At 69.9% G+C, this 24,091-nt stretch carries 22 protein-coding genes; 3 read left to right on the plus strand and 19 right to left on the minus strand.

Features of this window, described 5'->3' with window-relative positions:
• Position 1 precedes the first annotated feature (1 nt).
• The 9 genes from ACH49X_RS03980 to ACH49X_RS04020 form a co-directional block, all read right to left on the minus strand.
• On the minus strand, positions 2-1,330 hold the full coding sequence (locus ACH49X_RS03980; RefSeq protein ID WP_195082173.1) for a hypothetical protein: 1,329 nt from the start codon (positions 1,328-1,330) through the stop codon (positions 2-4).
• On the minus strand, positions 1,327-1,974 hold the full coding sequence (locus ACH49X_RS03985) for a DUF6084 family protein (protein WP_195082172.1): 648 nt from the start codon (positions 1,972-1,974) through the stop codon (positions 1,327-1,329). The genes ACH49X_RS03980 and ACH49X_RS03985 overlap by 4 nt, the downstream gene beginning before the upstream one ends.
• Positions 1,971-2,606, minus strand: a complete 636-nt coding sequence (locus ACH49X_RS03990; RefSeq protein ID WP_357206787.1) for a DUF5947 family protein — start codon at positions 2,604-2,606, stop codon at positions 1,971-1,973. The genes ACH49X_RS03985 and ACH49X_RS03990 overlap by 4 nt, the downstream gene beginning before the upstream one ends.
• On the minus strand, positions 2,603-3,517 hold the full coding sequence (locus ACH49X_RS03995; RefSeq protein ID WP_397069156.1) for a NifU family protein: 915 nt from the start codon (positions 3,515-3,517) through the stop codon (positions 2,603-2,605). The genes ACH49X_RS03990 and ACH49X_RS03995 overlap by 4 nt, the downstream gene beginning before the upstream one ends.
• Before the next feature lie 33 nt (positions 3,518-3,550).
• Complete coding sequence (locus tag ACH49X_RS04000; RefSeq protein ID WP_195082170.1) at positions 3,551-5,347, minus strand: nickel-dependent hydrogenase large subunit; 1,797 nt, start codon at positions 5,345-5,347, stop codon at positions 3,551-3,553.
• 11 nt (positions 5,348-5,358) lie between these two features.
• Entirely contained in the window at positions 5,359-6,414 is a 1,056-nt protein-coding gene (locus tag ACH49X_RS04005; RefSeq protein WP_067808970.1) for a hydrogenase expression protein HypE, read from the minus strand.
• A gap of 91 nt (positions 6,415-6,505) precedes the next feature.
• On the minus strand, positions 6,506-7,345 hold the full coding sequence (hypB, locus tag ACH49X_RS04010; RefSeq protein ID WP_195082169.1) for a hydrogenase nickel incorporation protein HypB: 840 nt from the start codon (positions 7,343-7,345) through the stop codon (positions 6,506-6,508).
• The gene (locus tag ACH49X_RS04015) at positions 7,303-7,677 is read right to left on the minus strand and encodes a hydrogenase maturation nickel metallochaperone HypA (RefSeq protein ID WP_195082168.1); all 375 of its coding nucleotides are present in this window, start codon (positions 7,675-7,677) and stop codon (positions 7,303-7,305) included. The genes hypB and ACH49X_RS04015 overlap by 43 nt, the downstream gene beginning before the upstream one ends.
• 226 nt (positions 7,678-7,903) lie before the next feature.
• On the minus strand, positions 7,904-8,278 hold the full coding sequence (locus ACH49X_RS04020; protein ID WP_195082167.1) for a PepSY domain-containing protein: 375 nt from the start codon (positions 8,276-8,278) through the stop codon (positions 7,904-7,906).
• Between the two features lie 115 nt (positions 8,279-8,393).
• Here ACH49X_RS04020 and ACH49X_RS04025 point away from each other — a divergent pair, with 115 nt between their 5' ends.
• Both ACH49X_RS04025 and ACH49X_RS04030 read left to right on the plus strand, forming a co-directional pair.
• On the plus strand, positions 8,394-9,071 hold the full coding sequence (locus ACH49X_RS04025) for a response regulator (protein ID WP_195082166.1): 678 nt from the start codon (positions 8,394-8,396) through the stop codon (positions 9,069-9,071).
• Positions 9,064-10,542, plus strand: a complete 1,479-nt coding sequence (locus ACH49X_RS04030) for a HAMP domain-containing sensor histidine kinase (protein ID WP_357206791.1) — start codon at positions 9,064-9,066, stop codon at positions 10,540-10,542. The genes ACH49X_RS04025 and ACH49X_RS04030 overlap by 8 nt, the downstream gene beginning before the upstream one ends.
• A gap of 406 nt (positions 10,543-10,948) precedes the next feature.
• On the opposite strand, the gene ACH49X_RS04035 is transcribed toward ACH49X_RS04030, so the two are convergent.
• From ACH49X_RS04035 to ACH49X_RS04070, 8 genes are all read right to left on the minus strand, one after another.
• Positions 10,949-11,851, minus strand: coding sequence for an alpha/beta hydrolase (locus tag ACH49X_RS04035; protein WP_357206793.1), 903 nt, complete (start codon positions 11,849-11,851; stop codon positions 10,949-10,951).
• Between the two features lie 115 nt (positions 11,852-11,966).
• Positions 11,967-13,112, minus strand: coding sequence for an acyl-CoA dehydrogenase family protein (locus ACH49X_RS04040; protein WP_195082163.1), 1,146 nt, complete (start codon positions 13,110-13,112; stop codon positions 11,967-11,969).
• 566 nt (positions 13,113-13,678) lie between these two features.
• Complete coding sequence (locus ACH49X_RS04045) at positions 13,679-14,575, minus strand: lysophospholipid acyltransferase family protein (RefSeq protein ID WP_195082162.1); 897 nt, start codon at positions 14,573-14,575, stop codon at positions 13,679-13,681.
• A gap of 318 nt (positions 14,576-14,893) precedes the next feature.
• Positions 14,894-16,321, minus strand: a complete 1,428-nt coding sequence (gene hflX, locus ACH49X_RS04050) for a GTPase HflX (RefSeq protein WP_195082385.1) — start codon at positions 16,319-16,321, stop codon at positions 14,894-14,896.
• A 191-nt stretch (positions 16,322-16,512) separates the two neighbouring features.
• Positions 16,513-17,394 (minus strand): diaminopimelate epimerase, encoded by an 882-nt coding sequence (gene dapF, locus ACH49X_RS04055; RefSeq protein WP_357206829.1) that lies wholly within the window; start codon positions 17,392-17,394, stop codon positions 16,513-16,515.
• 33 nt (positions 17,395-17,427) lie between these two features.
• Positions 17,428-18,264, minus strand: coding sequence for an RNA methyltransferase (locus ACH49X_RS04060; RefSeq protein WP_195082161.1), 837 nt, complete (start codon positions 18,262-18,264; stop codon positions 17,428-17,430).
• Positions 18,261-19,193, minus strand: a complete 933-nt coding sequence (gene miaA, locus ACH49X_RS04065) for a tRNA (adenosine(37)-N6)-dimethylallyltransferase MiaA (protein WP_357108083.1) — start codon at positions 19,191-19,193, stop codon at positions 18,261-18,263. Before miaA ends, ACH49X_RS04060 begins: the two co-directional genes overlap by 4 nt.
• Entirely contained in the window at positions 19,190-19,954 is a 765-nt protein-coding gene (locus ACH49X_RS04070) for a hypothetical protein (RefSeq protein WP_357206795.1), read from the minus strand. Before ACH49X_RS04070 ends, miaA begins: the two co-directional genes overlap by 4 nt.
• A gap of 240 nt (positions 19,955-20,194) precedes the next feature.
• Here ACH49X_RS04070 and ACH49X_RS04075 point away from each other — a divergent pair, with 240 nt between their 5' ends.
• Positions 20,195-21,571 carry a DUF349 domain-containing protein gene (locus tag ACH49X_RS04075; protein WP_195082159.1) on the plus strand — a complete coding sequence of 459 codons (1,377 nt, stop codon included), beginning with the start codon at positions 20,195-20,197 and terminating at the stop codon, positions 21,569-21,571.
• Between the two features lie 67 nt (positions 21,572-21,638).
• Here the strand turns inward: ACH49X_RS04075 and ACH49X_RS04080 are convergent, their stop codons facing one another.
• Both ACH49X_RS04080 and miaB read right to left on the minus strand, forming a co-directional pair.
• The gene (locus ACH49X_RS04080; RefSeq protein ID WP_323124739.1) at positions 21,639-22,364 is read right to left on the minus strand and encodes a hypothetical protein; all 726 of its coding nucleotides are present in this window, start codon (positions 22,362-22,364) and stop codon (positions 21,639-21,641) included.
• A complete protein-coding gene (gene miaB, locus ACH49X_RS04085; protein ID WP_357206797.1) occupies positions 22,361-23,914 on the minus strand; it encodes a tRNA (N6-isopentenyl adenosine(37)-C2)-methylthiotransferase MiaB in 1,554 nt (517 codons plus the stop codon). Before miaB ends, ACH49X_RS04080 begins: the two co-directional genes overlap by 4 nt.
• Positions 23,915-24,091 lie beyond the last annotated feature (177 nt).

Genomic DNA, 24,091 nt, shown 5'->3' on the forward strand with positions numbered 1-24,091 from the left:
TTCATTCCTCGGTGCCGCCGAGCGGCTCCAGTTCGTCGGGCGCGAAATACAGGTAGCGCCCGTACCATTCGTGCAGCTCGGCCGCCGGATCGGCATCCAGAACCACCCCGACGTGCGCCTGCCCGTCGACGTCCTGGTGCACGGAGACGACCCGCGCGCACTGCCCGTCGAAGAACAGATCCTGGGCGTCGGCCCGCCGCGCGGGATGCAGCCGGACGCGGCTGCCCTTGCGGACCAGCGCGCCCGCGACCGGCACGGCGTCGAGGTCAGGGCGAACGGCGCCGTCGGCCAGCGGGTCCCACCAATCGACGCCTTCGGGGACCTCCGGGATCAACCCGGGACCTTCGGCGTGCGGGTCGCGCAGCACGCCGTGCAGCTGCCGCATCGCGTCGGGCGACATGGCCTCGCACCGGTCGATGATCTCCGCCGCGCGCGGGTCGGTGGCCCGGGCCCGCGCCTTCTCCGCGTCGGTCATGGTGAGGATGCGCAGCGTGAGGATCTCGTCGATCTCGGTGGAGTCGAACAGCGCGCCTTCGCTCTGCTCCGCGATCTCCGGATGGTCGTAGAGGATGATCGGCGAGATGAGCACCACGCTGTGATCGCCGGGCGGCCCCGCGAGCACCGGGAAGCAGCGGTATCGGTCGCAGCGGGCGGCCGCCGCGGTGGCGTCGGGCGGCGGTTCCAGCAGGGAGACGAACTGGCCGCCGATGATCTCCGCGATGACGTGCGCGCCGATCAGCGAGCGGGCGATGGCGTCGCGCTTGTCGGTCGCGGGCGCGCCGACGTTGCGCAGGACGACCGTCAGCCGCAGGAAGCCGTCGTCGCGGTCGGCGGCGAGTTCGAGCTCGCCCGCCAGCGGCAGCCGGGTCCGCACGAACGTGCCGGGCGCGGGGACGGCGGCCATGGCGATCCGCTCGGCGTCGCAGCCGCCCGGGATGTCGAGCGGGTGGACCAGACGCCCGGGCGCGACGGGGCCGACGGTGATCTCCTGCTCGACCGCCTCGTCCCAGGACAGCCACGACCGCGCGCCGTCGGTCAGCTCCGCCACGGGCGTGCCGTCCTCGTCCACCACTTGCCGGCGCTGCAGTTGCAGGAACCGCACGGTCACGGTGAGTTCGGGATACTCGCCCGGATCGATCAGGCACTGGGCCGACAGCGTCGACTCCTCGCCGATGCCGGCCGCGGCGGCCCCGGGCGGCCCGAGCACGCCGAACTGCCAGCGCGACTGGTTCTTGCGCGCGTCGGCACGGTAGGGATAGAGCAGATAGCCCTCGTAGAGCACCGCGTCGGCCACGGCGCGGGCGCGGGCGCGTGCTTGCGTGGTCGTCACGGCGTCTCCTCGGCGCTGGTCAGCAGGCGGGTCACCGCGTCGTCGAAGCCGGGAAGGCCATGGCTGGATTTGTAGCCGGCCAGCGCGCGGAGCGTGTCGTTGTGCAGCCGCACCCACCCGGTATTGGGGAAGTACGCGTCCATCAGGCCCTGCCATACCGACACCGGCATCGCGAACTTGTCCTCGCGGTCCCACGGGATCTGCTGGATGGCGAATCCGGTCGTGCCACGGATGAAGACCGTCCCGCTGAACAGGAACAGCAGCGGAACCACGCCCTCGCGCAACGCGTGCAGGTACTTCGATCCGGTCACCTCGAAGTCGTAGGTGCACGGCATCGGCAGGTCCACCTGGGCGCCGCCGGTGAAGCTCGGCACCATGGTGGCGCAGTGCATCCACAGGAACGAACGCTGGGTCTCGTGCCACCGTTCGCGCGGACCGAACAGATCGACCAGCCCCGCGGCCTCCTCGTCGGAGTAGCCGCGGCGGAACGGCTCGATGCGCACCTGCGCGCGCAGGGCGATGGCGTGCACCGGTTCCTCGGCGAGCGCGGCGATGCCGACGCGCGCGGACAGGATCGGCGCGACGGCGTACGGCTCGGGTTTGATCTCGAGCACCGCGAACGTCGTCGAGTACACCGGGCTCATGCAGCACCACCGGCTCTCGCGCGCGCCGACGCGTCGGCGAAGAACTGCTCCAGATACCGGTGCACGTCCTGGCCGCCGTCGAATCCGTGCCACAGCAGCCGCATCCGGCCGACGAACTCATAGCAGGCGTCGATCGGCAGCAGCAGGCACGCCGCCCGCTCGGTGCGGCGGTCGGGCACCCGGATGAGCAGCGCTTCCACATCGGGAGCGAGCACGTCCAGCTCGGGATGCCGGTTGAGAATCGAATTCCATTGTTCCAGTGGCAATTCCGACTCCGTCGCGCCTGCGGGCCCTGGATAGAACGCCACCGTCCGGTCCAGCGCGGAATTGCGGAAGAAGAACGCCAGACTCACCGGGATGTCCAGCGCGTCCCATTCCGCCCGGCTGATCGTGAAATCGGGGAACGCGAGATACCGGTCCGGCACCGCCCGATAGCGCAGCTCCGCCTTCTGGTCGACGAACAACAGGTAGCAGCCACGGCACACGCACATCAGCTGTCTGCCTTCGACGTTCACCACATGCTGGTGCCGCTCGGCGATGGGCTCCGCGCACATCTCGCACCGCTCGCCGGGCCTTGGGGCGGGCCCGCGATCGGCGGCGATCCGCCGCAGCGCGCGAAACGGTGTGCTCACCCGCCGACCTCCGCCGGCACCGCCACCGACAGTTCGCCGGAGCGCACGAGCACGGGCAGCGGTTCGAGATGCCCGTCGCCGTCGACCCTGGCGCCGGCGTGCACCACGTCGTAGTGTGCCCGGCAAGTCGGGCACCGCAGCACCGCGTCACCGGCCGGGAAACCCACGCGCCGCTCCAGCGCCGCACCCGCGAGCGAGCGCTCGCACGCCGGGCAGTGGTCGCGGTAGGCGTACAGCTGCTCGCCAACCCGGCAGGCGAGCACGGTCAGCCCGGCGAGGGCGAAGCCACCCACCTCCCCCGCGCCGAGTTCGGCCAGTTCGGGGACCGCGACCCAGCTGCCGGACCGCGCACCGTCCGCCCGCACGCGTGAGAACAGCGAGTCGGCGGAGATCACCCCCGCCGACTCGGTCCGCGCGGCGACGACTTCGATGGACTCGATCTCCGGCGCGGCCGCCCGCACCGCGTCCTCCACGGCCAGTTCGAGCGTCACCGACGAGGACGGACAGCTCTTGCAGCTACCCGCCAGCTCCAACCGGACCACGCCGTCGGCGACGTCGACCAGATGGACGTCGCCGCCGTGGGATCCGAGATACGGACGCACGCTGTCCAGCGCGTTCGCCACGCGGGTGGTCACATCGTGCGGATGCAACCCGTGGACGAGCAGCAGACTCGCGACCAGATCGTCGCGGGCCAGCCGATCGACCGCCGCGTCGTCGAGCAGCTCGAGCACGCGGGTCAGTCCCGCGCCGTAGAGTCCGACCAGTTCGCGCACCAGTTGCTCCGCGCGTTCGCGGGCGAGCGCGCCGCCCGCCGAACTCGCTTCCAGCAAGGTCTCGATGCGATCACCGGCTTCGCGCCACCGGGAGTCGTCGAGCGTCGCGTCGTCCCGGCCGTCCGGGCGATCCTCCACCGTCACCTCCGGGTCGTTTCGCCCGACGCGGACTCACTCGGGTGTGAGCGTCTGCGTCGGTGAGTGCAGCTTCTCCAGCGTCTTGCCCTTGCCGAGGTACATGTGCACGCCGCACGGCAGGCAGGGATCGAAACTGCGCACGGTGCGCATGACGTCGATGCCCTTGAAGTGCTCGCGGTCGTTCTCCTCGAAGATCGGCTGGCCCTGCACCGCGTCTTCGTAGGGTCCCGGTGTGCCGAAGCTGTCGCGTGGGCTCGCGTTCCACGGCGTCGGCGGATACGGGTGGTAGTTCGCGATCTTGCCGTCCCGGATCACCATGTGATGCGACAGCACGCCGCGCACCGCCTCGGTGAAGCCGCAGCCGATGCCCTCTTCCGGTACCTCGAACTTCTCCCAGGTCTTGGTGTGGCCCGCCCGGATCTCCGCCATCGCCTTCTCCGCGAAGTGCAGCGCGCAGGCCGCCGCGTACGCCTGGAAATAGGTGCGCGCGCGGTTGCGCTCGAGGGTGTTGCTGCCGTGCACCGGAATCTTCCACTCCAGCGTCACCGGACCTTTGAGCGCGGTCTTGGGCAGGTTGATCTGCACGCTGTGCCCGGTGGCCTTGACGTAGCCGATGTCGATCAGGTTCGCCAGCGCCGTCGACCACAGCCGAGCCAGCGGACCGCCGCCGGTGTCCAGGGAGAGGTAGTCGGTGCCGTCGAACCAGCGCGGCGACATGACCCAGCTGTACTTCTCGTCCAGGTCGCGTTTCTGCGGCCGGGGATTGGTGTGCTGGTTCCAGGGATGGCGCCGGTCCACCGGGTTGCCCAGCGGATCGGTCTTGACGAACATCTCCTGATCGGTCCAGTCCTCGTAGTACGAACTGCCCAGCAGGATCCGCAGACCCAAGTTGATGTCGACCAGGGAGGTGGTCAGCAGCTTGCCGTCGACCACGACGCCGGGGGTCACGTACATCTTGCGGCCCCAGTCGGCCATGTCCTTGTACTCGAAGTTGCAGACCTCCGGGTCCTGGAAGGAGCCCCAGCAGCCGAGCAGCGTGCGGCGCAGACCGACCTTCTCGTACCCCGGCATCGCTTCGTAGAAGAAGTCGAACAGGTCGTCGTGCATCGGCACGACCTTCTTCATGAACTCCACGTAGCGCATCAGCCGGGACAGGTAGTCGGTCATCAACTGGATGGTCGCGACCGTGCCCGGCCCACCGGGATACAGCGTGGACGGATGGACGTGCCTGCCCTCCATCAAGCAGAACATCTCCCGGGTGATCCGGCTGACCTGCAACGCCTCCCGATAGAACTCACCGGTGAACGGGTTGAGCGCACGCATGATGTCCGCGACGGTGCGATACCCGTGGTCGCCCGCGTGCGGGGCCTCGGTGTTCTCCGCCCTGGCCAGCACGCCGGGGTTGGTCTCGGAGACCATCTTCTCGCAGTAGTCCACGCCGACCAGGTTCTCCTGGAAGATGTTGTGGTCGAACATGTACTCGGCGGCCTCGCCCAGGTTGACCACCCACTCGCCGAGGTGCGGCGGACGCACGCCGTAGGCCATGTTCTGGCAGTAGCACGAACAGGTGGCGTGGTTGTCGCCGCAGATACCGCAGATGCGGCTGGTGATGAAGTGCGCGTCGCGCGGGTCCTTGCCCTTCATGAAGATCGAGTAGCCGCGGAAGATCGAGGAGGTGCTGTGGCACTCGACCACTTCCCGATTCTCGAAGTCGATTTTCGTGTAGATGCCGAGGCTGCCGACGATGCGGGTGATCGGGTCCCACGCCATCTCGACGAGGCGGTCCGGCTCGATCGTCTTGTGCGACGGCTCCGGGATGATCCGGGTCATCAGAGAACCTCCTACCAGGTGCGGGTCGCGCCGGTCTCCAGCTTCCGGCCCCGGTGCCGCCAGTGCGGCTCCTTGTCGACCGTGCGCCCGGTGATGTGACGGAGGCTGCGGATCACCGATCCGTAGAGCCCCGATGCGGTGGACGAGAACTTCCCGCCGGGTGGTTCGTCCATGAACGGCATGAACTTGTCCGGGAAGCCCGGCATGGTGCAGCCGATGCAGATGCCGCCCACGTTCGGGCAGCCGCCCAAGCCGTTGATCCAGCCACGCTTGGGCACGTTGCACTTGACCACGGGCCCCCAGCAGCCGAGTTTCACAATGCATTTCGGCGAGCCGTACTCGGTGGCGAACTCACCTTGCTCGTAGTAGCCCGCGCGGTCGCAGCCCTCGTGCACGGTGGCCCCGAACAGCCACTTGGGCCGCAGCGCGTCGTCGAGGGGGATCATCGGCGCCTGGCCGGTCGCCATGTAGAGCAGATAGGTGAGCGTCTCGGACATGTTGTCCGGTTGGATGGGGCAGCCGGGCACGCAGACGATCGGGATACCGGCCTTGCTCTTCCAGTCCCAGCCGAGATAGTCCGGCACGCCCATCGCGCCGGTCGGGTTGCCCGCCATCGCGTGGATGCCGCCGTAGGTCGCGCAGGTGCCCGCCGCGACGATGGCCGTGGCCTTCGGCGCGAGCCGGTCGAGCCATTCGCTGGTCGTCATGGGCTGGCCGGTGGCGGGATTGTTGCCGAACCCGCACCAGTAGCCCTCCTTCTTGATCTGTTCGTTCGGGATCGAGCCCTCGACCACCAGCACGAACGGTTCCAGTTCCCCGCGGTCGGCCTTGAAGAACCACTCCAGGAAGTCGTCCGCACCGCCGTTGGGACCGCACTCGAAATCGATCAGCGGCCAGTGCACGGCGATCTTGGGCAGACCGGGGAGCGCGCCGAGGGCGATCTCTTCGATGCTCGGCTGCGTGGCCGCCGTCAAGGCGACCGAGTCACCGTCACAACTGAGGCCCGCGTTGATCCACAGCACATGGATCAGGGTCTCTTCGGCTCGTACTGCTTCCTGAGTGGGCATCTCGCCACCTCCCGCAGCGGACCACGGGGGGCCGGATCTCACCTTTCTCGAAGAAGGGGTCACCCGCAGCTGTGATCCTGATCACCTCACTCTAAGCGCGCCCGGCAGCATCCTCAAGAGCCGCCGTACCCGCCGCGCGACGCTCATCGGCAAGCCAGTCGTACCAGGTAGACAGCCCTTCTCCGGTGCTGACCGACAGCGGCAGGACCTCGACGCCGGGGTGTATCGAACGGATGTATTCCCGGCATCGATCCAGGTCGAAATCGACATACGGCAGCAGGTCGGTCTTGTTCACCAGCACCAGTCCCGCGGCCTGGAACATGTGCGGATACTTCAGCGGTTTGTCGGTCCCCTCGGTCACCGAGATGACCACTACCTTCGCCCGCTCCCCCAGATCGAACAGCGCGGGGCAGACCAGGTTGCCGACGTTCTCCACGAACAGCAGCGTGCCCGGCGCGGGGTCGAGCGTCTCCAGGGCGCGATACATCATCTCGGCGTCCAGGTGGCATCCCGCGCCGGTGTTGACCTGCACCACCCGGCACCCCGTCGCCTCGATCCGTTCGGCGTCCAGCAATGTCGCCTGGTCCCCCTCGATCACCGCGATCGGAGCCTGGCCCGACTCGCGGATGGTGCGTTCCAGCAAAGTCGTCTTGCCCGCGCCGGGGGAACTGGTCATGTTGAGCGCGACGATGCCGCGCTCGGCCAGCCAGGCGCGATTGCGCTGCGCCAGCTCGTCGTTCTTGGCGAGGACCTTCAGCTCGAGGGTGACCGTCTCGGTGGCGGGCACGTGGGCGTGGTCGGCGCCGGAGCCGTGCTCATGCGGGTGCTCGTGGTCCGCATGGGTGTGGTCGTGGCCGTCGGCGTGCTGGTGATCGTGTGGGACGCGGATCAGCGCGGCGGCGTCGTCGCCGCACCCGCAGGTTGCGCACATGCCTCACTCACCTCCATGGATCGGATGCGCAGCTCGCGCCCGGCGCGGATCTCGACATCGGCGCTGCCGCACGGACACAGCGGGATCGGGTCCGGCAGCCGGAACTCGGCGCCGCAGGTGCGGCAGGCCGCCACACCCGGGATCTCCACCAGAACCAGTTCCGCGCCCTCGGCGACCGTCGCCTCGGCCGCGACTTCGAAACAGAACCGCATGGCATCGGGCACGACGGCGCACAGCGCGCCGACCTCGACGGTGACGGAGTGGACCCGCCGGCCCGCCGCGTGCTCACAGACGGCGTCGATGACGCACCGTGTGATGGCCATTTCGTGCATCCCGACCTCGATTCCTCGAGTGGACAACTCGAGGCTACTCCGGGGCAAACCTTCAGCGGGCGAAATCTTCCAGGCTCCCGTTTCCCGCGCCACGCACGGGGCCGGCCAGGATCCCCGCACTGCGGCTGGGATCTCCCTCCAGATCCCTGCCGCCCGGCAGCGAAACCTGGCGCTTACCCATGCCCGAGTCCGTCACACCGGTGTCCTGCGACTAAGGGCGTGGCGGTCAGTCGTGGTCGACCACGGCGCGGACCTGGCCGCTGTTCGCATCGATCGTCACGTCGTGCTCCACGCCGTCGGCAGTGGTGAGCTCCACGTCCCACACCGCGACCCCGCGATCGGTGTCGAATTCGACGGACCCGACCCGACCGCCCGGCACGGTCGCCAGCGCCTTGTCGATGGCCTGCTGCCTGCTGATCGCGGGGTCGGCCACCAGTGACCGGTTCGCCGCGACCGAGCGGAACGCGACGGTGTGATCGTCCGGACCGCCGGTGGCGACCGCGGCCAGGACCGCACTCAGACCGACGACGGCGGCCGCGACGGCCGTGCCGACGAGCAGCCAGCGAAGACCTGCGTAGGCGCGGCGGATTACGGTTGTCATGGGAAACCTCCTGCGGGAGTGTTGATTCCGAATGCGTCCACTGTGGCGATCGGAGCTGAAGGCGAGCTGAAGTGACCTGAAGACGGTTTCAGGATTCGTCTGCCACTCTTGGGGGATGCGTCTGCTGATCGTCGAAGACGAGAAACGTCTGGCCCTCACGCTGGCAAAAGGGTTGTCGGCGGAGGGATTCGCCGTGGATGTGGTGCACGACGGCGCCGAGGGCCTGCACTTGGCGACGACCACCGACTACGACTTGATCATCTTGGACATCATGCTGCCCGGCATGAACGGCTACCGCGTCTGCGCCGCGCTGCGGGCCGGTGGTCACGAGACGCCCGTGCTCATGCTGACCGCGAAAGACGGCGAATACGACGAGGCCGAGGGGCTGGACACCGGCGCCGACGACTATCTCAGCAAGCCGTTCTCCTACCTGGTGCTGCTGGCCCGCATTCGTGCGCTGTTGCGCCGCCGGACCCGTGGCGGCGCGCGCGTGCTGCGCGTCGGTGACCTGATCGTCGACCCCGGGACCAGGACCTGCCGCCGCGGTGCGCAGGACGTGACACTGACCGCCAAGGAGTTCGCCGTGCTCGAGCACCTGGCCGTCCGCGCCGGCGAAGTGGTGTCGAAAGCCGATATCCTGCACCATGTCTGGGATTTCGCCTACGACGGCGATCCGAACATCGTCGAGGTCTACATCAGCACGTTGCGCCGCAAGATCGACGCGCCGTTCGGGCGGCGATCGATCACCACCGTGCGCGGCGCGGGCTACCGGCTGGCGGCCGATCGTGCCTGAGCGCGGCCGGGCCTGGTGGCGCTCGGTCCGCGCGCGCACCACGGTCGCGGCGACCGTCGTGGTCGCGGTGGCGCTCACCGCGGCCGGGTTCGCGGTGCTGGCCGTGCTGCGGCACAACCTGGTGCACAGCGCCGAAGTGCAGGCGGAGACCACAGCGCGCGACGTGGCCGCTCAGCTGGCAACGGGCACGGACCCGGCCCGATTGCGGCTCCCCGACGCGGAAAGCGGACCGGTGCAGGTCGTTTCGCTCGATCGCCGCGTGCTCGCGGCCGATGACGACCTCGCGGGCAAACCGCCGATGGCCGGCTTCGGCCCGTATGCCAAGGCGTCCGAGGACGAGGACGAGGACGAGGACGACGAGCGAGAAGACGACGAAGACGACGAAGACGACGGGGACGACGAAACTCGTTCGCAGGCAACGGATCCCGCGACGGTCGACGCCGAGTTCGGTGACGTGCGTCTGACGGTGGACGACGAGGACGGACCGCATCCGTTCCGGGTCGCCGCCCTCCCGGCGACCGTCCGGGGCGGACAGCCGGTCACCGTCTACGCGGGCTCCTCGCTGGAGACCGCCGACAGCGCGGTGGCGGACGCACGGCAGGCGATGCTCATCGGCCTTCCCCCGCTGCTCGTCGTGGTCGCCATGGTGATCTGGCTGGTCACCCGGCGCGCCCTGCGCCCGGTGGAGGCGATCCGCAGACAGCTCGCCGAGATCGTGGACGGCGATCTGTCCCGCCGCGTGCCGGAACCGGGTTCCCGCGACGAGATCGGCAGGCTGGCGAGCACCACCAACGCCACCCTCGCCGCGCTGGAAGAATCCACGGAGCGCCAGCGCCGGTTCATCGCCGACGCCGCACACGAGTTGCGCAGCCCCATCGCTAGCCTGCGCACCCAGCTCGAGGTGGCCCAGGCCCACCCGGAACTACTGGAACTGGACGGACTGATCGGCGACACCATCCGGCTGGAACATCTCGCGGCCGACCTCTTGCTCCTGGCCCGGCTCGACGCGGGTGAACAACCGCGCGCGGATCGGGTGGACCTGACCGCCCTGGTCCGCGAGGAACTGGAGCACCGCGTCCGCGACCGGGTGGCCGTGCGGATCGAGACACCGAAACAGCCCGTGGCGGTCACCGGAAGCCGTACCCAGCTCGCCCGCGTCCTGGGCAACCTGGTCGACAACGCCCAGCGGCACGCCTCGGCCACCGTCGGCGTCGCCGTGGACCGCGACACCGACGGACGAGTGGTGCTGTCGGTCACCGACGACGGACCAGGTGTGCCACCCGCCGACCGCGAGCGGATCTTCCAGCGATTCGTCCGCTTGGACGACGCCCGCAGCCGCGACGAAGGCGGCGCGGGCCTCGGCCTGGCCATCGTCCGCGACGTCGTGGAACGCCACGGCGGCAGCATTCACGTCACCGACGGCGCACCCGGCGCCCGCTTCGTCGTAACCCTGCCCGCAACCGGTACGTGACCCGGGGGTGCGCTACATGTTTCGACGCGGTGCAGCTCGGGGTCGGAATCAACGAGCGCGGGGGCGATTCCGTTCGGATTCCGGCGGTGAGCCACAGCCCACCGAGCGTCGCGAGCCGCTACTCGCCGCCGTGACCGCCTTCTCCGGTGCGGGCCCGCTGATCGAGCGACAGGTCATGGGCCTATGAGACGCGGGCGATCCGCCACTCGCACCGTGGAGGCTCGTCGGCTGCGAGGCCCTGCCCTCGGTAGGCGTCGTCGGGGTTTGCCGATCCGGATTGAGGGAGACCGACCGACGGCAGGCATGGTCTGCCGGTATGGCGGCGGAGCGACCGGTCGTGCTCGGAGCGGCGCTGCCCGGCCCGGACCGGATGCAGCAACGCAGATCTTCCGGCACGGAACGTCGTTCACCCGGCGAGCGCGCCACGCAGACTCTCTATGACGATCCGACGCGCGGCGCGCCCTTCCGGGGTCGGAGTCAGCGGATAAACGTGTGGCAGACCGGGGGCTTCGTGGTAGTCCACCACGACTCCGGCGGCGCGCGCGGCCTCGACCAGCAGGAGGGTGTCCGGCCACAGGATGTCGTCGGTGCCGCAGAAGACCGTCAGCGGGCCGAGTCCGAGCGGGTCGGCGGCCAGTGGGCTGACGCGCGGGTCGGCGAGCTCGAGATCGCCGCGCCAGTGGTCGATGAACACCCGCGATCCCGCGACGCCCAGCCACGGGTCGCGCGGCTGCACGACCTCGATCTCCGGATTGGTCAGCGAGAGGTCGAGCGCGGGTGCGATGAGCACGGTGCCGGGCAGCCGCACGTCGTGCTCGTCCCGCAGGACCACCGCGGCCGACAGCGCGATCTGCCCACCGGCGGAATCCCCTGCCAGGCAGACGTTCCCGTAGGTTTCCCGGTTGGCGAGCACCAGGTCGACGAAGCCCGCGACGACCTGTCCGGCCGTGCCGAACGGAATCAGCGGATAGATCGGAACCGTCACGGCCGCACCGGTTTGCGCGGCGACCGCCGCGCACAGGGCCCAGTGCTGCGGCGCGAACTCGTGCACCCAGCCGCCGCCGTGCGCGTACACGACGCTTCCTCGGGGCGGGCGCCCGCGCGGCGTGAGGGTGTAGACCGGCCAGCCATCCCGGCGTTCCACCGTGATGTCCACATCCGCGCGCAGCCGGCGCGGCGGACCGTAGTCGCGGGGCCGCACGCTTCGCTCGAGGACCCGTCGGCGCGCGGCGTCGGCATCGACGAACACGCGATTGGCCCGCGTCGCCTTCAGGTACCCGCGCACGACCTGGTTGGCCAGACTCGGCATCGCAACTCCTCCACTCCGGCGACCGGCGAACGGCGAGTTCGCCCGCGCCTCGAGAGGCGATTGTGCCGCAACCCGGGCCGACGACAACCGACGGCCCGAGCCGGCTCTCCTGCGATCAGGCCAGTTTCAGGCTGCGCCCGATGATCTCCTTCATGATCTCGGTGGTGCCGCCGTAGATGGTCTGGATGCGGGCGTCCATGTAGGCCTTGGCGATGGGGTATTCCTTCATGTAGCCGTATCCGCCGTGCAGTTGCAGGCAGCGGTTGATCAGGTCGAGCTGCTCCTCGGTGCTCCACCACTTGGCCATCGCCGCGTCCTCCGCGGCCAGCTTGCCCTCGTTGAGCAGTTCGATGAACTTGTCGACCATCAGGCGCACCGCGGTGGTCTTGGTGGCCAGTTCGGCGAGCACGAAGCGGGTGTTCTGCAGCGCGCCGATCGGCTTGCCGAACGCCTTGCGGTCGCGGACGTACTGCACGGTCATGTCCAGGCAGGACTCCATCGCCGCCGCCGCCATGACCGCGATCGACAGGCGTTCCTGCGGCAGGTTCTGCATGAGATGGATGAAGCCCATCCCCTCGGTGCCGAGCAGGTTCTTGCCGGGCACGCGCACGTCGGTGAAGCTCAGCTCGGCGGTGTCCTGGGCCTTGAGGCCCAGCTTGTCCAGGTTGCGGCCGCGCTCGAAGCCGGGCATGCCGCGCTCGACCACGAGCAGGCTGAAGCCCATCGCCCCCTTCTCCGGGTCGGTCTGCGCCACCACGATCACGATGTCGGAGTTGATGCCGTTGGTGATGAAGGTCTTGGCGCCGTTGAGGATCCAGTCGTCCCCGTCGCGCACCGCGCGGGTCTTGATGCCCTGCAGGTCCGAACCGGTGCCCGGTTCCGTCATCGCGATCGCGGTGATGATCTCGCCCGCGCAGAAGCCGGGCAACCAGCGCTGCTTCTGCTCGTCGTTGGCCAGCTCGAGCAGATAAGGCGCGATCACATCGTTGTGCAGCGAGAAGCCCAGGCCGGAGTACTGGCCGCGCACGCACTCCTCCGAGACGATGGCGTTGTAGCGGAAGTCCTTCACCCCGCCGCCGCCGTACTGCTCCGGCATGGCCATGCCGAGGAAGCCCTGCTTGCCCGCCTCGAGCCAGACCTCCCGGTCGACGATGCCCTGCTCCTCCCACTTCGCGTGATTCGGCGCGACGTGCTGATCGAGAAACTTGCGGAACGACTCCCGGAACAGTTCGTGCTCGGGTTCGAACAGTGTGCGTTCCACGCCAACCTCCTAGTGACCACACCGGCCGGTCCACACCGACCAGTCGTTGCCCCATACCGTACCCGGAGCGAGAATCCCTGTTCACTTCTGGGGCTGAAACCATGGTCTCACCAGGAGCGGCGGACCGGGTAGAGATCAGCGGACGAGATTCCCGGCAAACGGTCGAGACCTTCGCGGCAGCACGACACCGCTCGACGTTGTTCCGCAGAGCCGACGATTCGCAACGAGGTTCGTCGGAGCGAGTGGTCCGTCGGCGCACCGGACACCGCGGGTGGTTCGCAAATTGCGTTGAACCCCCGTGCGTGCTCGGGTACCAAGAGCGGATGGGTCCTTCAGCCGTCGACGAGCGCATCGTGGAACTGCGCAGGATCACCGCGGAGACCGTGTACGAAGTGTGCGAGCGCTCTACACCAGTTACGGCCGCGGGCCGGGCAGCCCTGATGGCTTCTAACGCTCGCTGGGCTTCGCACCGACCGGAGAATTGGTCGACGGCGAAACAGAGGCTTGTCCTGCGCTGGTGAGCGCGAGCCCGGCGCCGGGTCGGATCGCGACCGACCGAGCCGAGGTCAGCGTTTCAACCAACCGCGCAAACGGCCCACCAGAGTGCGTCCTTCGTCGCGTGCCCGCTCGGCGAAGAGGAAGTTCATCTCCTCCTCCAGCGCTTTGCGCACCACGTCGCGGAATTCCACGGCGGCGGCGTGCATGTCGCCCGCGTTGCGCCACGGCGCCGGGTCGATGGGCGCGCCCGCGGAGAAATAGAAGCGCTCCGGGCGCGGAATGACGGTGGGGCCGACGCCGCGGATGAGCGGCGGGGTGAGGTCGCGGCTGAGTCCCAGCGCTTCCACGGTCCAGCGCAGCGGGCGCAGGAGCGGATGGTCGCCGTCGACCACGATGTCGTACGCGTCGTCGACGCCGATCATCGCGACCGGAACGATGGGCGCGCCCGCCTCGATGGCCATGCGCGCGAAACCGCTGCGCCCTTCCCACTTCAGCAGGTACTTCTCGTTCTTGCGGCGCACCGCCTCCCGGCCGCCGCCGGGGAACACCAGCACGGCCTCGCCGCGCCGCAGCAAGGACAGGCAGTTCGACCGCGTTCCGCGCACCGCGCCGTAGTGGTGCAGCAGGTGACGGACACCTGGCACGTTGATCAGCACGTTCTCCGCGAGACCGCGGATGAGGCGGCCGCGACGGCGCAGCACCTCGGGCAGCAACAGCGGTGCGTCGATGCCGCCCAGCAGATTGTGGTTACCGACCAGCAGCACCGGGCCATCGGCCGGGATGTTCTCCAAGCCGTAGAAGCGCGGGCTGGTCCAGGCGCGCAGCGGCGCCAGCAGGGTGTCGATCACCCGCAGATCGGTGTCGGTCAGCGAAACCGACAGCGGCGCGCCGTCGGTGAGCGCCGGGTCGGCGCTGTTCGCGGCGCCGGAGCGCCGAGCGCGGGAATCGGAGCTGGCGTCCGACATGAACCCTCCTGATGTCGATTCGATGACGATAGCGCAACGAAATCGACTGCGTCGCACCGGATGTGCGCGTCGCGCCGCGACACGCCCGATCCGGGTGATGACCAGCTTGTTCGCTGTCCCGGCAAGCCCGTCGCGAACCCGCACTTCGGTGACGGCCACGTCCCGACCGGACCGGTGTGGTTCGTGCGCCCGGCGGGGACCTGTGCGTTGGTGGCGTCGGACGGAGTCCACCCGGTCGGCGCCAGCGGGTTCGGCGGCGAGACCGCCTCCCACCTCCTCGCCCACCGATCGCGCTGGGGTGAGATCCGGGATACTCGCCTACTCCCGCGTACCGTCGGTCCCCGCGTGCGCGTACTCCGACAGGGCGGCGGCGAGAGCGTGCGGGACGCGCGCGCGAACGCGGGTTCCGCCCTCCTCGTGATCCGAGCCCAGGATGCGGCCGTCCGCGTGGATGCGGGCGAGCAGGTCACCGCGCGTGTACGGCAACAGCACGCTGATCTCCACGTCCAAGCCGCCGAGCATCTCGGCCAGCCGCTCGCGCAGCGCGTCGATGCCGTCGCCGCTGTGCGCGGAGACGAACGAGGCGTCGGGCAGCAGCGCACGCAGGTTCGTGAGCTCGGTCGGCCCCATGGCGTCGGTCTTGTTCACCACCAGCAGCTCGGGCGGGGCAGGCGTGCCGGACTCCTTGATCACATCGGTGATCACCTCGCGGACCGCCTTGATCTGCTCGGCGGGTAGCGCGTCGGAGCCGTCCACCACGTGCAGCAGCAGGTCGGCGCCGGTCACCTCCTCCAAGGTGGAGCGGAACGCCTCGACCAGCTGAGTCGGCAGGTGCCGCACGAAGCCGACGGTGTCGGTGAAGACGACCTCGCGCCCGTCGTCCAGCTCGGCCCTGCGGGTGGTCGGATCGAGGGTGGCGAACAGCGCGTCCTGGACCAGCACGCCCGAGCCGGTGAGCTTGTTCATCAAGCTCGACTTCCCGGCGTTGGTGTAGCCGACGATCGCCACGGACGGGATGCCGCTCGAGGTGCGGCGCGCTCGCATGGTGTCGCGCGCGGTCTTCATCTCGCGGATCTCCCGCCGCAACTTGGCCATGCGCTCGCGGATGCGACGGCGATCGGTCTCGATCTTGGTCTCACCGGGACCGCGCAGGCCCACGCCGCCGTTGCTACCGGCGCGGCCACCGGCCTGCCGGGACATCGACTCACCCCAGCCGCGCAGCCGGGGCAGCATGTACTCCATCTGGGCCAGCGAGACCTGCGCCTTGCCCTCCCTGGAGGTGGCGTGCTGGGCGAAGATGTCCAGGATCAACGCGGTGCGGTCGACCACCTTGACCTTGACCACCTTCTCCAAGGCGGTCAGCTGGGCCGGGGTCAGCTCACCGTCACAGATGACGGTGTCCGCGCCGGTCTCCAGCACCACGGAACGCAGCTCGTCGGCCTTGCCGGAGCCGATGTAGGTGGCCGGATCCGGCCGGTCGCGGCGCTGGATCAGCGCTTCCAGCACCTCGGAGCCCGCGGTCTCGGCGAGCGCGGCCAGCTCGGCCATGCTGGCCTCGGCCTGCGTGGCGGTCCCCGTGGTCCATACCCCGACCAGCACGACGCGCTCCAGGCGCAGCTGCCGGTACTCGACCTCGGTGATGTCGGTGAGCTCGGTGGACAGGCCCGCGACGCGGCGCAGCGAGCTGCGGTCCTCCAACTGGAGTTCACCCGTGGTGGGATCGGCCGACCAGCCCGAACGCTGCATCCGTGCCCGGTGCTCGGCGACGACGTCGCCGGTCACCGCGTCTTCGCCCGTCACCGCGTCGTCGGCCGCATCGGCGGCGCGGTCGTCCGCGTCCGCCGGAGTGAATTCATACGTCTCTGATTTCCTCATACACCATCCATGCTGCCACGACATCACCGCAGCACGCACGCGGTTATCCGGGCGCGACGCCGCTACCGGCTCTCCCACCAGGATCCGGCGAGGCGGCCGGTGGCCACCAGCACCGACGGACCGCGCAGCCACGCCGAGCCGCGCTCGAGCCCGACGGTCAGTTCACCACCCGGCACCCGGACCGTCACCCGGCCGGAATCCTCGGCGATCCGGAAGCCGTCGGCGGCCAGCGCCGCGGCGGCCGCGGCGACGGTTCCCGTTCCGCAGGAACGCGTTTCGCCCACACCGCGCTCGTAGACCCGCATGTCCACCGACGCCTCGGCGTCCAGCGCCGTGACGATCTCCACGTTCACTCCGTGCGGGAACAGATCCGGATCGAAGCCGGGCGGCACGGTCAGGTCGAGCTTTCCGAGCGCGTCGGCGGACATGCCCGCATCGACGCAGGCCAGATGCGGATTGCCGACATCGATGCCGATCCCGGCAAGTGCCCAGCCCGCGATGGTCGCGGTGGACGGGCCGAGTTCGCGCACCCGGCCCATGCCGACGGTGACATCCCCGGTGACCGAGTTCCCGGCATGCACGGTGACCGGACGCGCGCCGGCGCGGCTGCCGACGACGAAGCTGTCGCGGGTCTCCAGTCCCGACGCGTGCAGGTAGTGCGCGAACACGCGCACCCCGTTGCCGCACATCTCGGCGATCGAGCCGTCGGCGTTGCGGTAGTCCATGAACCAGTCGTCTGCTGCCACGCCGTCGGGAAGCGTCGAGAGCACACCGGCGTCCCGCAGGGCACCGGCCCGCGCGACCCGCAGCACGCCGTCCGCGCCGAGCCCGCGCCTGCGATCACACAGCGCGCCGACCTGCTCGGCGGTCAGCGCGAGGCGGGCCCGCGGGTCCGGCAGCACCACGAAATCGTTCTCGGTGCCGTGGCCCTTGGTGAACTCGATGTCCGGCACGTGCGATGTCTCCCTGTCTCGTCGTCACTTGGCAAACGTCCGGCGCTGCCGGGAAATTTCGTAGAGCGCCACCGCGGCCGCCGATGGCGCGCCCAGCGAGCTGGCCGTGCCGCCCATCGGGATGTGCACCAGGTCGTCGCAGGCCGTCTGCCAGGCGGCGCTCATGCCGCTGGTCTCGTTGCCGACGACCAGGATGGTGGCGTCGGTGAAGTCGTAGTCGTAGGCGGCGTGGCTGCCGTGCTCGTCGGTGCCGACGATGCGCGTCGGTATGCCACGGCGGATCTGCCGGTTGCGGAACTCCATCACCTGCGCGGGCCCGGCGGCGCGGATCACCGGAACGGCGAACAGCGAACCGGTCGAGGCGCGCACCGCTTGGGGGTCGTACTGGTCGGCGCCGTGGCCGGTGACGATGACGCCGCTGGCGCCGAACGCGTCGGCCGAGCGGATCAGCGTGCCCAGGTTGCCCGGCGAGTTGGGCCGGTCGAACACCACGACCACCGGCGCGTCCTCCCCCGGCTCACCCGGTTCGAAGGTCTCCAGCTCGGGCTGTCGCGACTCCGCGACCGCCACCAGTTCCGGTATTCCGCCGGACTTCTCCCCGAGCTCGGCCATCAGCTCGGGCACCAAGCCGACCTGCGGAACGCCGCTGGTGTCCAGCACTTCGCGCGCCCAGCCGGACAGCTCGGGGCCGCCGAGGCGGTACAGCAGCGTTTCCAGCGGCCAGTCGTTGGCCAGGGCCTGCGTGATCGGACGGACCCCCTGCACCAGGAAACGGCCGTCGCGATGACGCTTGGTGCGATTGTTGAGGTAGGCCTCCCACACCTGGACGGAGGCGTTGCGCGTGCTCACACGTCGGGTCACTGCGAAGTCCGTTCTTTCTCGTCGAGCAGGGCCAGCGCCGTCGCGGCCGGGTCCGGGGCGGCGCCGTCCACCCACCGCACCCGGGGATCGCGCCGGAACCAGGAGCGTTGCCTGCGCACGTAGCGCCGGGTGCCGATGAGGGTGCGTTCCTGAGCGTGGTTCAGGTCGTATTCGTTGTCCAAATAGGCCAGGACTTGTGCGTAGCCGATGGCCCGGCGGGCCGTCACGCCCTCCCGCAAGCCGCGTTCGATCAGGCCGCGTACCTCCTCCACCAGCCCGCCTTCGAACATGGCCGCGGTGCGCCGCTCGATGCGCGCGTCCAGCGCCGCGGTCTCCCGGTCGACGCCGATGACGACGGTGCCCCAGCGCGGCCGCCCGATGGTCGGCGCGGAGGCGGCGAACGGCCGTCCGGTGAGTTCCACGACCTCCAGCGCACGCACCATGCGGCGCCCGTCGGTGGGCAGGATGGTGGCCGCGGCCACCGGATCGGCCGCGCGCAACGCCGCGTGCACCGCCGCGACGCCCTGCTCGGCGAGCACCGCCTCCCAGCGCGCCCGCACGGCCGGATCGGTGGCCGGGAACTCCCATTGGTCCAGCAGCGCCTGGACGTACATCATCGAGCCGCCCACGATGACCGGCACCCGGCCGCGCCCCATGATCGCGACGACGTCCGCGCTCGCCGCCGCCTGATAGGCGGCCACGGACGCGGTGTCGGTCACGTCGAGCACGTCGAGCTGGTGGTGCGGGATGCCGCGGCGCTGCGCGACGGGCAGCTTCGCGGTGCCGATGTCCATGCCCCGGTACAGCTGCATGGCGTCGATGTTCACGATTTCGCCGCCGAGTCGTTCGGCCAGGTCGAGAGCGAGGTCGGATTTGCCGGTGGCGGTGGGACCGACGACCGCGATCGGCGTGATGGCTGGGTCCGTCACGGCGCGTCGTCTCCCGCGGGCCGCCAGAGGCTCACGTGGTAGCCGACGCCGAACGGAGCGTCGCGGTACCGCGTCTCCACCAGCGGGTCGGTGCGGAACAGTCCGGCCAGCACCTGATAGGCCGGGCGGCCCGCAACGCCCAGTTCTGCGCACAACTCGGGGTCTAGTGCCCGTAGCGCGGCGCGATCACCGGTGCTCAGCGCGTGGTCCAGCCGGTCCTGCACCGGACGCGCCCGTTCGTCGAGATAGCCGGGGGCCTTGACGGACAGCGTCGCCGCCCCGTCGGCGACGACCAGCACACCGCGCGGCTCGTCGTCGCCGTCCAGCTCCGCCCGCAGCTTCGCCCCGTACTCCTGGCAATGCTGCGCGGGCGCGCCCGCGGCGACGATGCTCGCCTCGGCGACCGCGCCGGGGGCCACCTGCCCGCGCAACCACGCGCCGATCAGCACGGCCAGCGGCAACCCGGCATCGGCCGGGCTCCCCCCGGCGACCGCGGCATCGGAGAGGCCGACCCGCACGTCCACGCCGAAGCCGCGGAACGTGCCGACGGTCTCCGCACCGAACGTGCGGTCATCCGCGTCGACGCCGACCACCGTCCAACGGCTCGTCACGGCCGCGACGGCGCGCACGGTGTCGAGCACCGCCGACCGCAGCACCGCGCGCGGGTCCGAATCCCCTGCTCCGGCCGCGTCCGTCAGGCCGCCGCACAGCTCGGGAACCAGCACGGGCGGCGAAGGGACGAGAGCGGCGACGGAGAACACGTCGTAACCGTAGTCGTTGCCCGGAGCACCGGCGCCGCTCGGCTTCGAGTGTCTCTGCCGGAAACACCGCCAGGATTGATAGTGTTCGAGGAGCTACAACCCAGGTCATCAGGGGTTGGAATCCCCGGGATTCCTCCGTGGGAAGGCGTGGATCGATGGTCACAAGGGCTCGGACCGGGTTGAATGGGATGAGCTAGGGCGTAACCAGGCAGCCGTGACGCGCGGCAGGGACGAGGAAAAATGACCGACAGCAACGGAACCGCGAAAGCCGGCCCCGGCAAGATGCCCCGTTCTTCCGGTGCCCCGAAACCGGGCCGCTCGATTCAACCGCCCAAACCGCACGCGGTCAAACCCGCCCCGGGCCCGGCCCAGCAGCATCCCCATCCCGTCGTCGTGCCCACCGTCTCCGATCCGAGCCTGTGGGGCCGGGTCGACGAAGACGGCACCGCCTGGGTGAAGACCGCCGAGGGCGAGCGCCAGGTCGGCTCGTGGCAGGCCGGTGACGCCGCGGAGGGCCTGGCCCACTTCGGCCGCCGGTTCGACGATCTGGCCACCGAGGTCGCCCTGCTGGAGGCCAGGCTGGCGGCGGGCGCGGACGCGCGCAAGACCAAGGCCGCCGCCGTCGCGCTGGCCGAGTCGCTGCCGACCGCCGCCGTCATCGGCGACATCGAGGGCCTGGCCCGGCGCCTGCAGGCCATCGCCGAACACTCCGAGGAAGCCGCCGCGCACGCGAAGGAAGAGAAGGAGCGCGCCAGGCACGAGCACACCGAACGCAAGGAGGCGCTGGCCGCCGAGGCGGAGAAGATCGCCGCCGAGTCCACCCAGTGGAAGGCCGCGGGCGATCGGTTGCGGGAGATCCTCGACGAGTGGAAGTCCATCCGCGGCGTGGACCGCAAGGTCGACGACGCGCTGTGGAAGCGCTACTCCAAGGCGCGCGAGGCGTTCAACCGGCGCCGCGGCGCGCACTTCGCCGAACTGGATCGCGAACGCGCCGCCGCGAAGGCGCGCAAGGAAGAACTGTGCGTGCAGGCCGAGGAGCTGTCCGGCTCCACCGACTGGGTGGGCACCGCCAGCGTCTTCCGCGACCTGCTCACCGAGTGGAAGGCCGCCGGTCGCGCACCGCGCGAGGCCGACGAGGCGCTGTGGCGGCGCTTCAAGAGCGCCCAGGACGTCTTCTTCGCCGCGCGCAACGCCGCGGTCTCCGAGCGCGACGCCGAGTTCGAGCAGAACGCCGCCGCCAAGGAGGAACTGCTGAACGCCTACGCCTTCATCGATCCGTCCGCCGACCTGGAAGCCGCGCGCGGCGCGCTGCGCGAACTCCAGGACAAGTGGGACGCCATCGGCAAGGTCCCGCGCGAGCGCATGCAGGAACTGGAAGGCAAGCTGCGGGCGATCGAGAAGCGCGTGCGCGACGCCGTCGACGCGCAGTGGCGGCGCACCGATCCGGAGGCGATGGCCCGCGCCGCCCAGTTCCGTGAGCGTGTGGCGCAGTTCGAGGAGCAGGCCGCGAAAGCGCAGGCCGCGGGCAAGGCCCGCGACGCGGAGAAGGCGCTGGAACAGGCCAAGCAGTGGCGGGAGTGGGCCGAGGCCGCCGAGGGCGCCGTCAGCAACCGCTGACACCGGACACCGACAGCGGCCCCTCCCGACCGGGAGGGGCCGCTGTCGTTCGCGGAACAGGCTCCGGTCAGGAATCGCCCATGAGGCGACGGCGGTCGCGTTCCTCCGCCGCCGCGGCGGCGTTGCGGCGCTGCTCCTCGGCGGCCAGGTGCAGCGCGGTCCGGCTCCACACCACCCGGATCCAGTGGAAGGTGAGCACGACGGTCACGATTGCGCCGAGGATCAGGCCGATGCCGGGGCCTGCGCCGATGTAGTTGCCGAGTCCCGGCGTCTGGCGGTGCCAGATGGACAGCACGCCGAACACGGCCGCCACGGCGCTGCCCGCGACCGCGATCCACGCGAGCACCCAGCGGCGGGTCATCAGCGCCAGCATCGAGAACCCGATGCCGAACACCACCACGAACCACACGAAGATCCGCGAGGGCAGCCCGATGTGCTCGGCCCGCGCGACGTCGGTGTTCAGCAGCACGTCGAAGCCGCGCGCCGCGCCCGCGTGCGGCAGCACCAGCGAGGCCAGCAGCACGAACACCGCGCCTGCCACGACCATCGCGCGGACCCCGGGATCGATCTCACCGGCGATCTTGCGCTCGACGGCGTCCAGATCGTCGCGGAATTGTTCGAAGTCGCTGGTGCTCTCGACCGAGCTCACTGAGTCCTCGTTTCGTTCGTCTCCAGCGGGGCGCGCCTGCTCGCGCCCCGGAGCCGCGGACGCGCCGGGCTGGTCGTCGCCGGACGCGGCAGACCCTTCGACGCCACGAGTGACGTCGTCATCGTCGTCCGCGTTCGTGGTCATGCGCCGCAGCCGGTCGAGCAGCCCGCGGCCGCCGGTTCGGGTGCGGGCGCGCCGATGCGGGGCAATCCGAGCCCCACGCCGATCGGCGCGGTCTTCGGCGTGACGCCACGCTCGTGCGCGTCACCGGCGCGGGTGCGGCGGTGGCTCTTGATCGCGGCATCGGCGACCAAGTGGTGCGGCGCCGCTGCGGTGATGTCCACCGTGACCAGGTCTCCGGGGCGGATCGGCTCGGCCGTGCCGCCCGGGCGGAAGTGCACGAGCCTGCCGTCGCGGGCGCGGCCGCTCATCCGCGCGGTGGCGGCGTTCTTCTTGCCGGCGCCATCGGCTACCAGCAATTCCACCTCGGTGCCGACCAGCTCGCGGTTGGCGGCAAGGGAGATCTCCTCCTGCAGCGCGATGAGCCGGTCGTAGCGCTCCTGGACCACGGCCTTGGGCAGCTGGTCGGGCATCTCGGCGGCGGGCGTGCCGGGCCGCTTGGAGTACTGGAAGGTGAACGCGCTGGTGAAACGCGCCTGCCGGACCACGTCCAGGGTCTCCTGGAAGTCTTCCTCGGTCTCACCGGGGAAGCCGACGATGATGTCGGTGGTGATCGCGGCGTGCGGCATGGCGGCGCGCACCTTGTCGATGATGCCCAGGTAGCGGGCCTTGCGATAGGAGCGGCGCATCGCCTTGAGCACCCGGTCCGAACCCGACTGCAGCGGCATGTGCAGCTGCGGGCAGATGTTCGGGGTCTCGGCCATGGCCTCGATCACGTCGTCGGTGAACTCGGCGGGGTGCGGCGAGGTGAAGCGGACCCGCTCCAAGCCGTCGATGTGCCCGCACGCGCGCAGGAGTTTGGCGAACGCGCCGCGGTCGCGGGGTTCGTCCGGGTCGGCGAACGAGGCGCCGTAGGAGTTCACGTTCTGGCCGAGCAGCGTCACCTCGAGCACGCCTTGGTCCACCAGCGCCTGCACCTCGGCGAGCACGTCACCGGGGCGGCGGTCGACCTCCTTGCCGCGCAGCGAAGGCACGATGCAGAAGGTGCAGGTGTTGTTGCAGCCGACCGAGATGGAAACCCATCCCGCGTAGGCGGACTCGCGCTTGGCGGGCAGGGTGGACGGGAACGCCTCCAGCGACTCCAGGATCTCCACCTGGGCTTCCCTGTTGTGCCGCGCCCGCTCCAGCAGCACCGGCAGCGAACCGATGTTGTGGGTGCCGAACACCACGTCCACCCACGGCGCCTTGCGCACCACGACGTCGCGGTCCTTCTGCGCCAGGCAGCCGCCGACGGCGATCTGCATGCCGGGACGGCTCGCCTTGATCGGCGCCAGGTGCCCGAGCGTGCCGTAGAGCTTGTTGTCGGCGTTCTCGCGCACCGCGCAGGTGTTGAAGACGACGAGGTCGGCCTGCGCGCCGGGCGCGGCCTTCACGTAGCCCGCGTCCTCCAGCAAACCCGACAAGCGTTCGGAATCGTGCACGTTCATCTGGCAACCGAAGGTGCGGACCTCGTAACTGCGTGCTGTGCCCTCGGCGGGCGCGGGAGCCAACACTGCCTGTCCGATCGAATCCACCCGTCCAGGGTACGGGGCGGCCTCCGACGGTTTTCGCGGGCATCTGCCCAGGCTCGGGGGGCGTCCGCGGCCCGAGGACGGAGGGACCGTGAAGTTACGCGCACATGTCGAATCGGCGTGGCGGGAGGGTGTGTCGCGGAAAGTCGGGCAAATTTCCGATTTTTGCCTAAGGTCATG

It is taken from the genome of Nocardia sp. NPDC019323, from assembly GCF_044389845.1.
Classification (GTDB): Bacteria; Actinomycetota; Actinomycetes; order Mycobacteriales; family Mycobacteriaceae; genus Nocardia; species Nocardia implantans.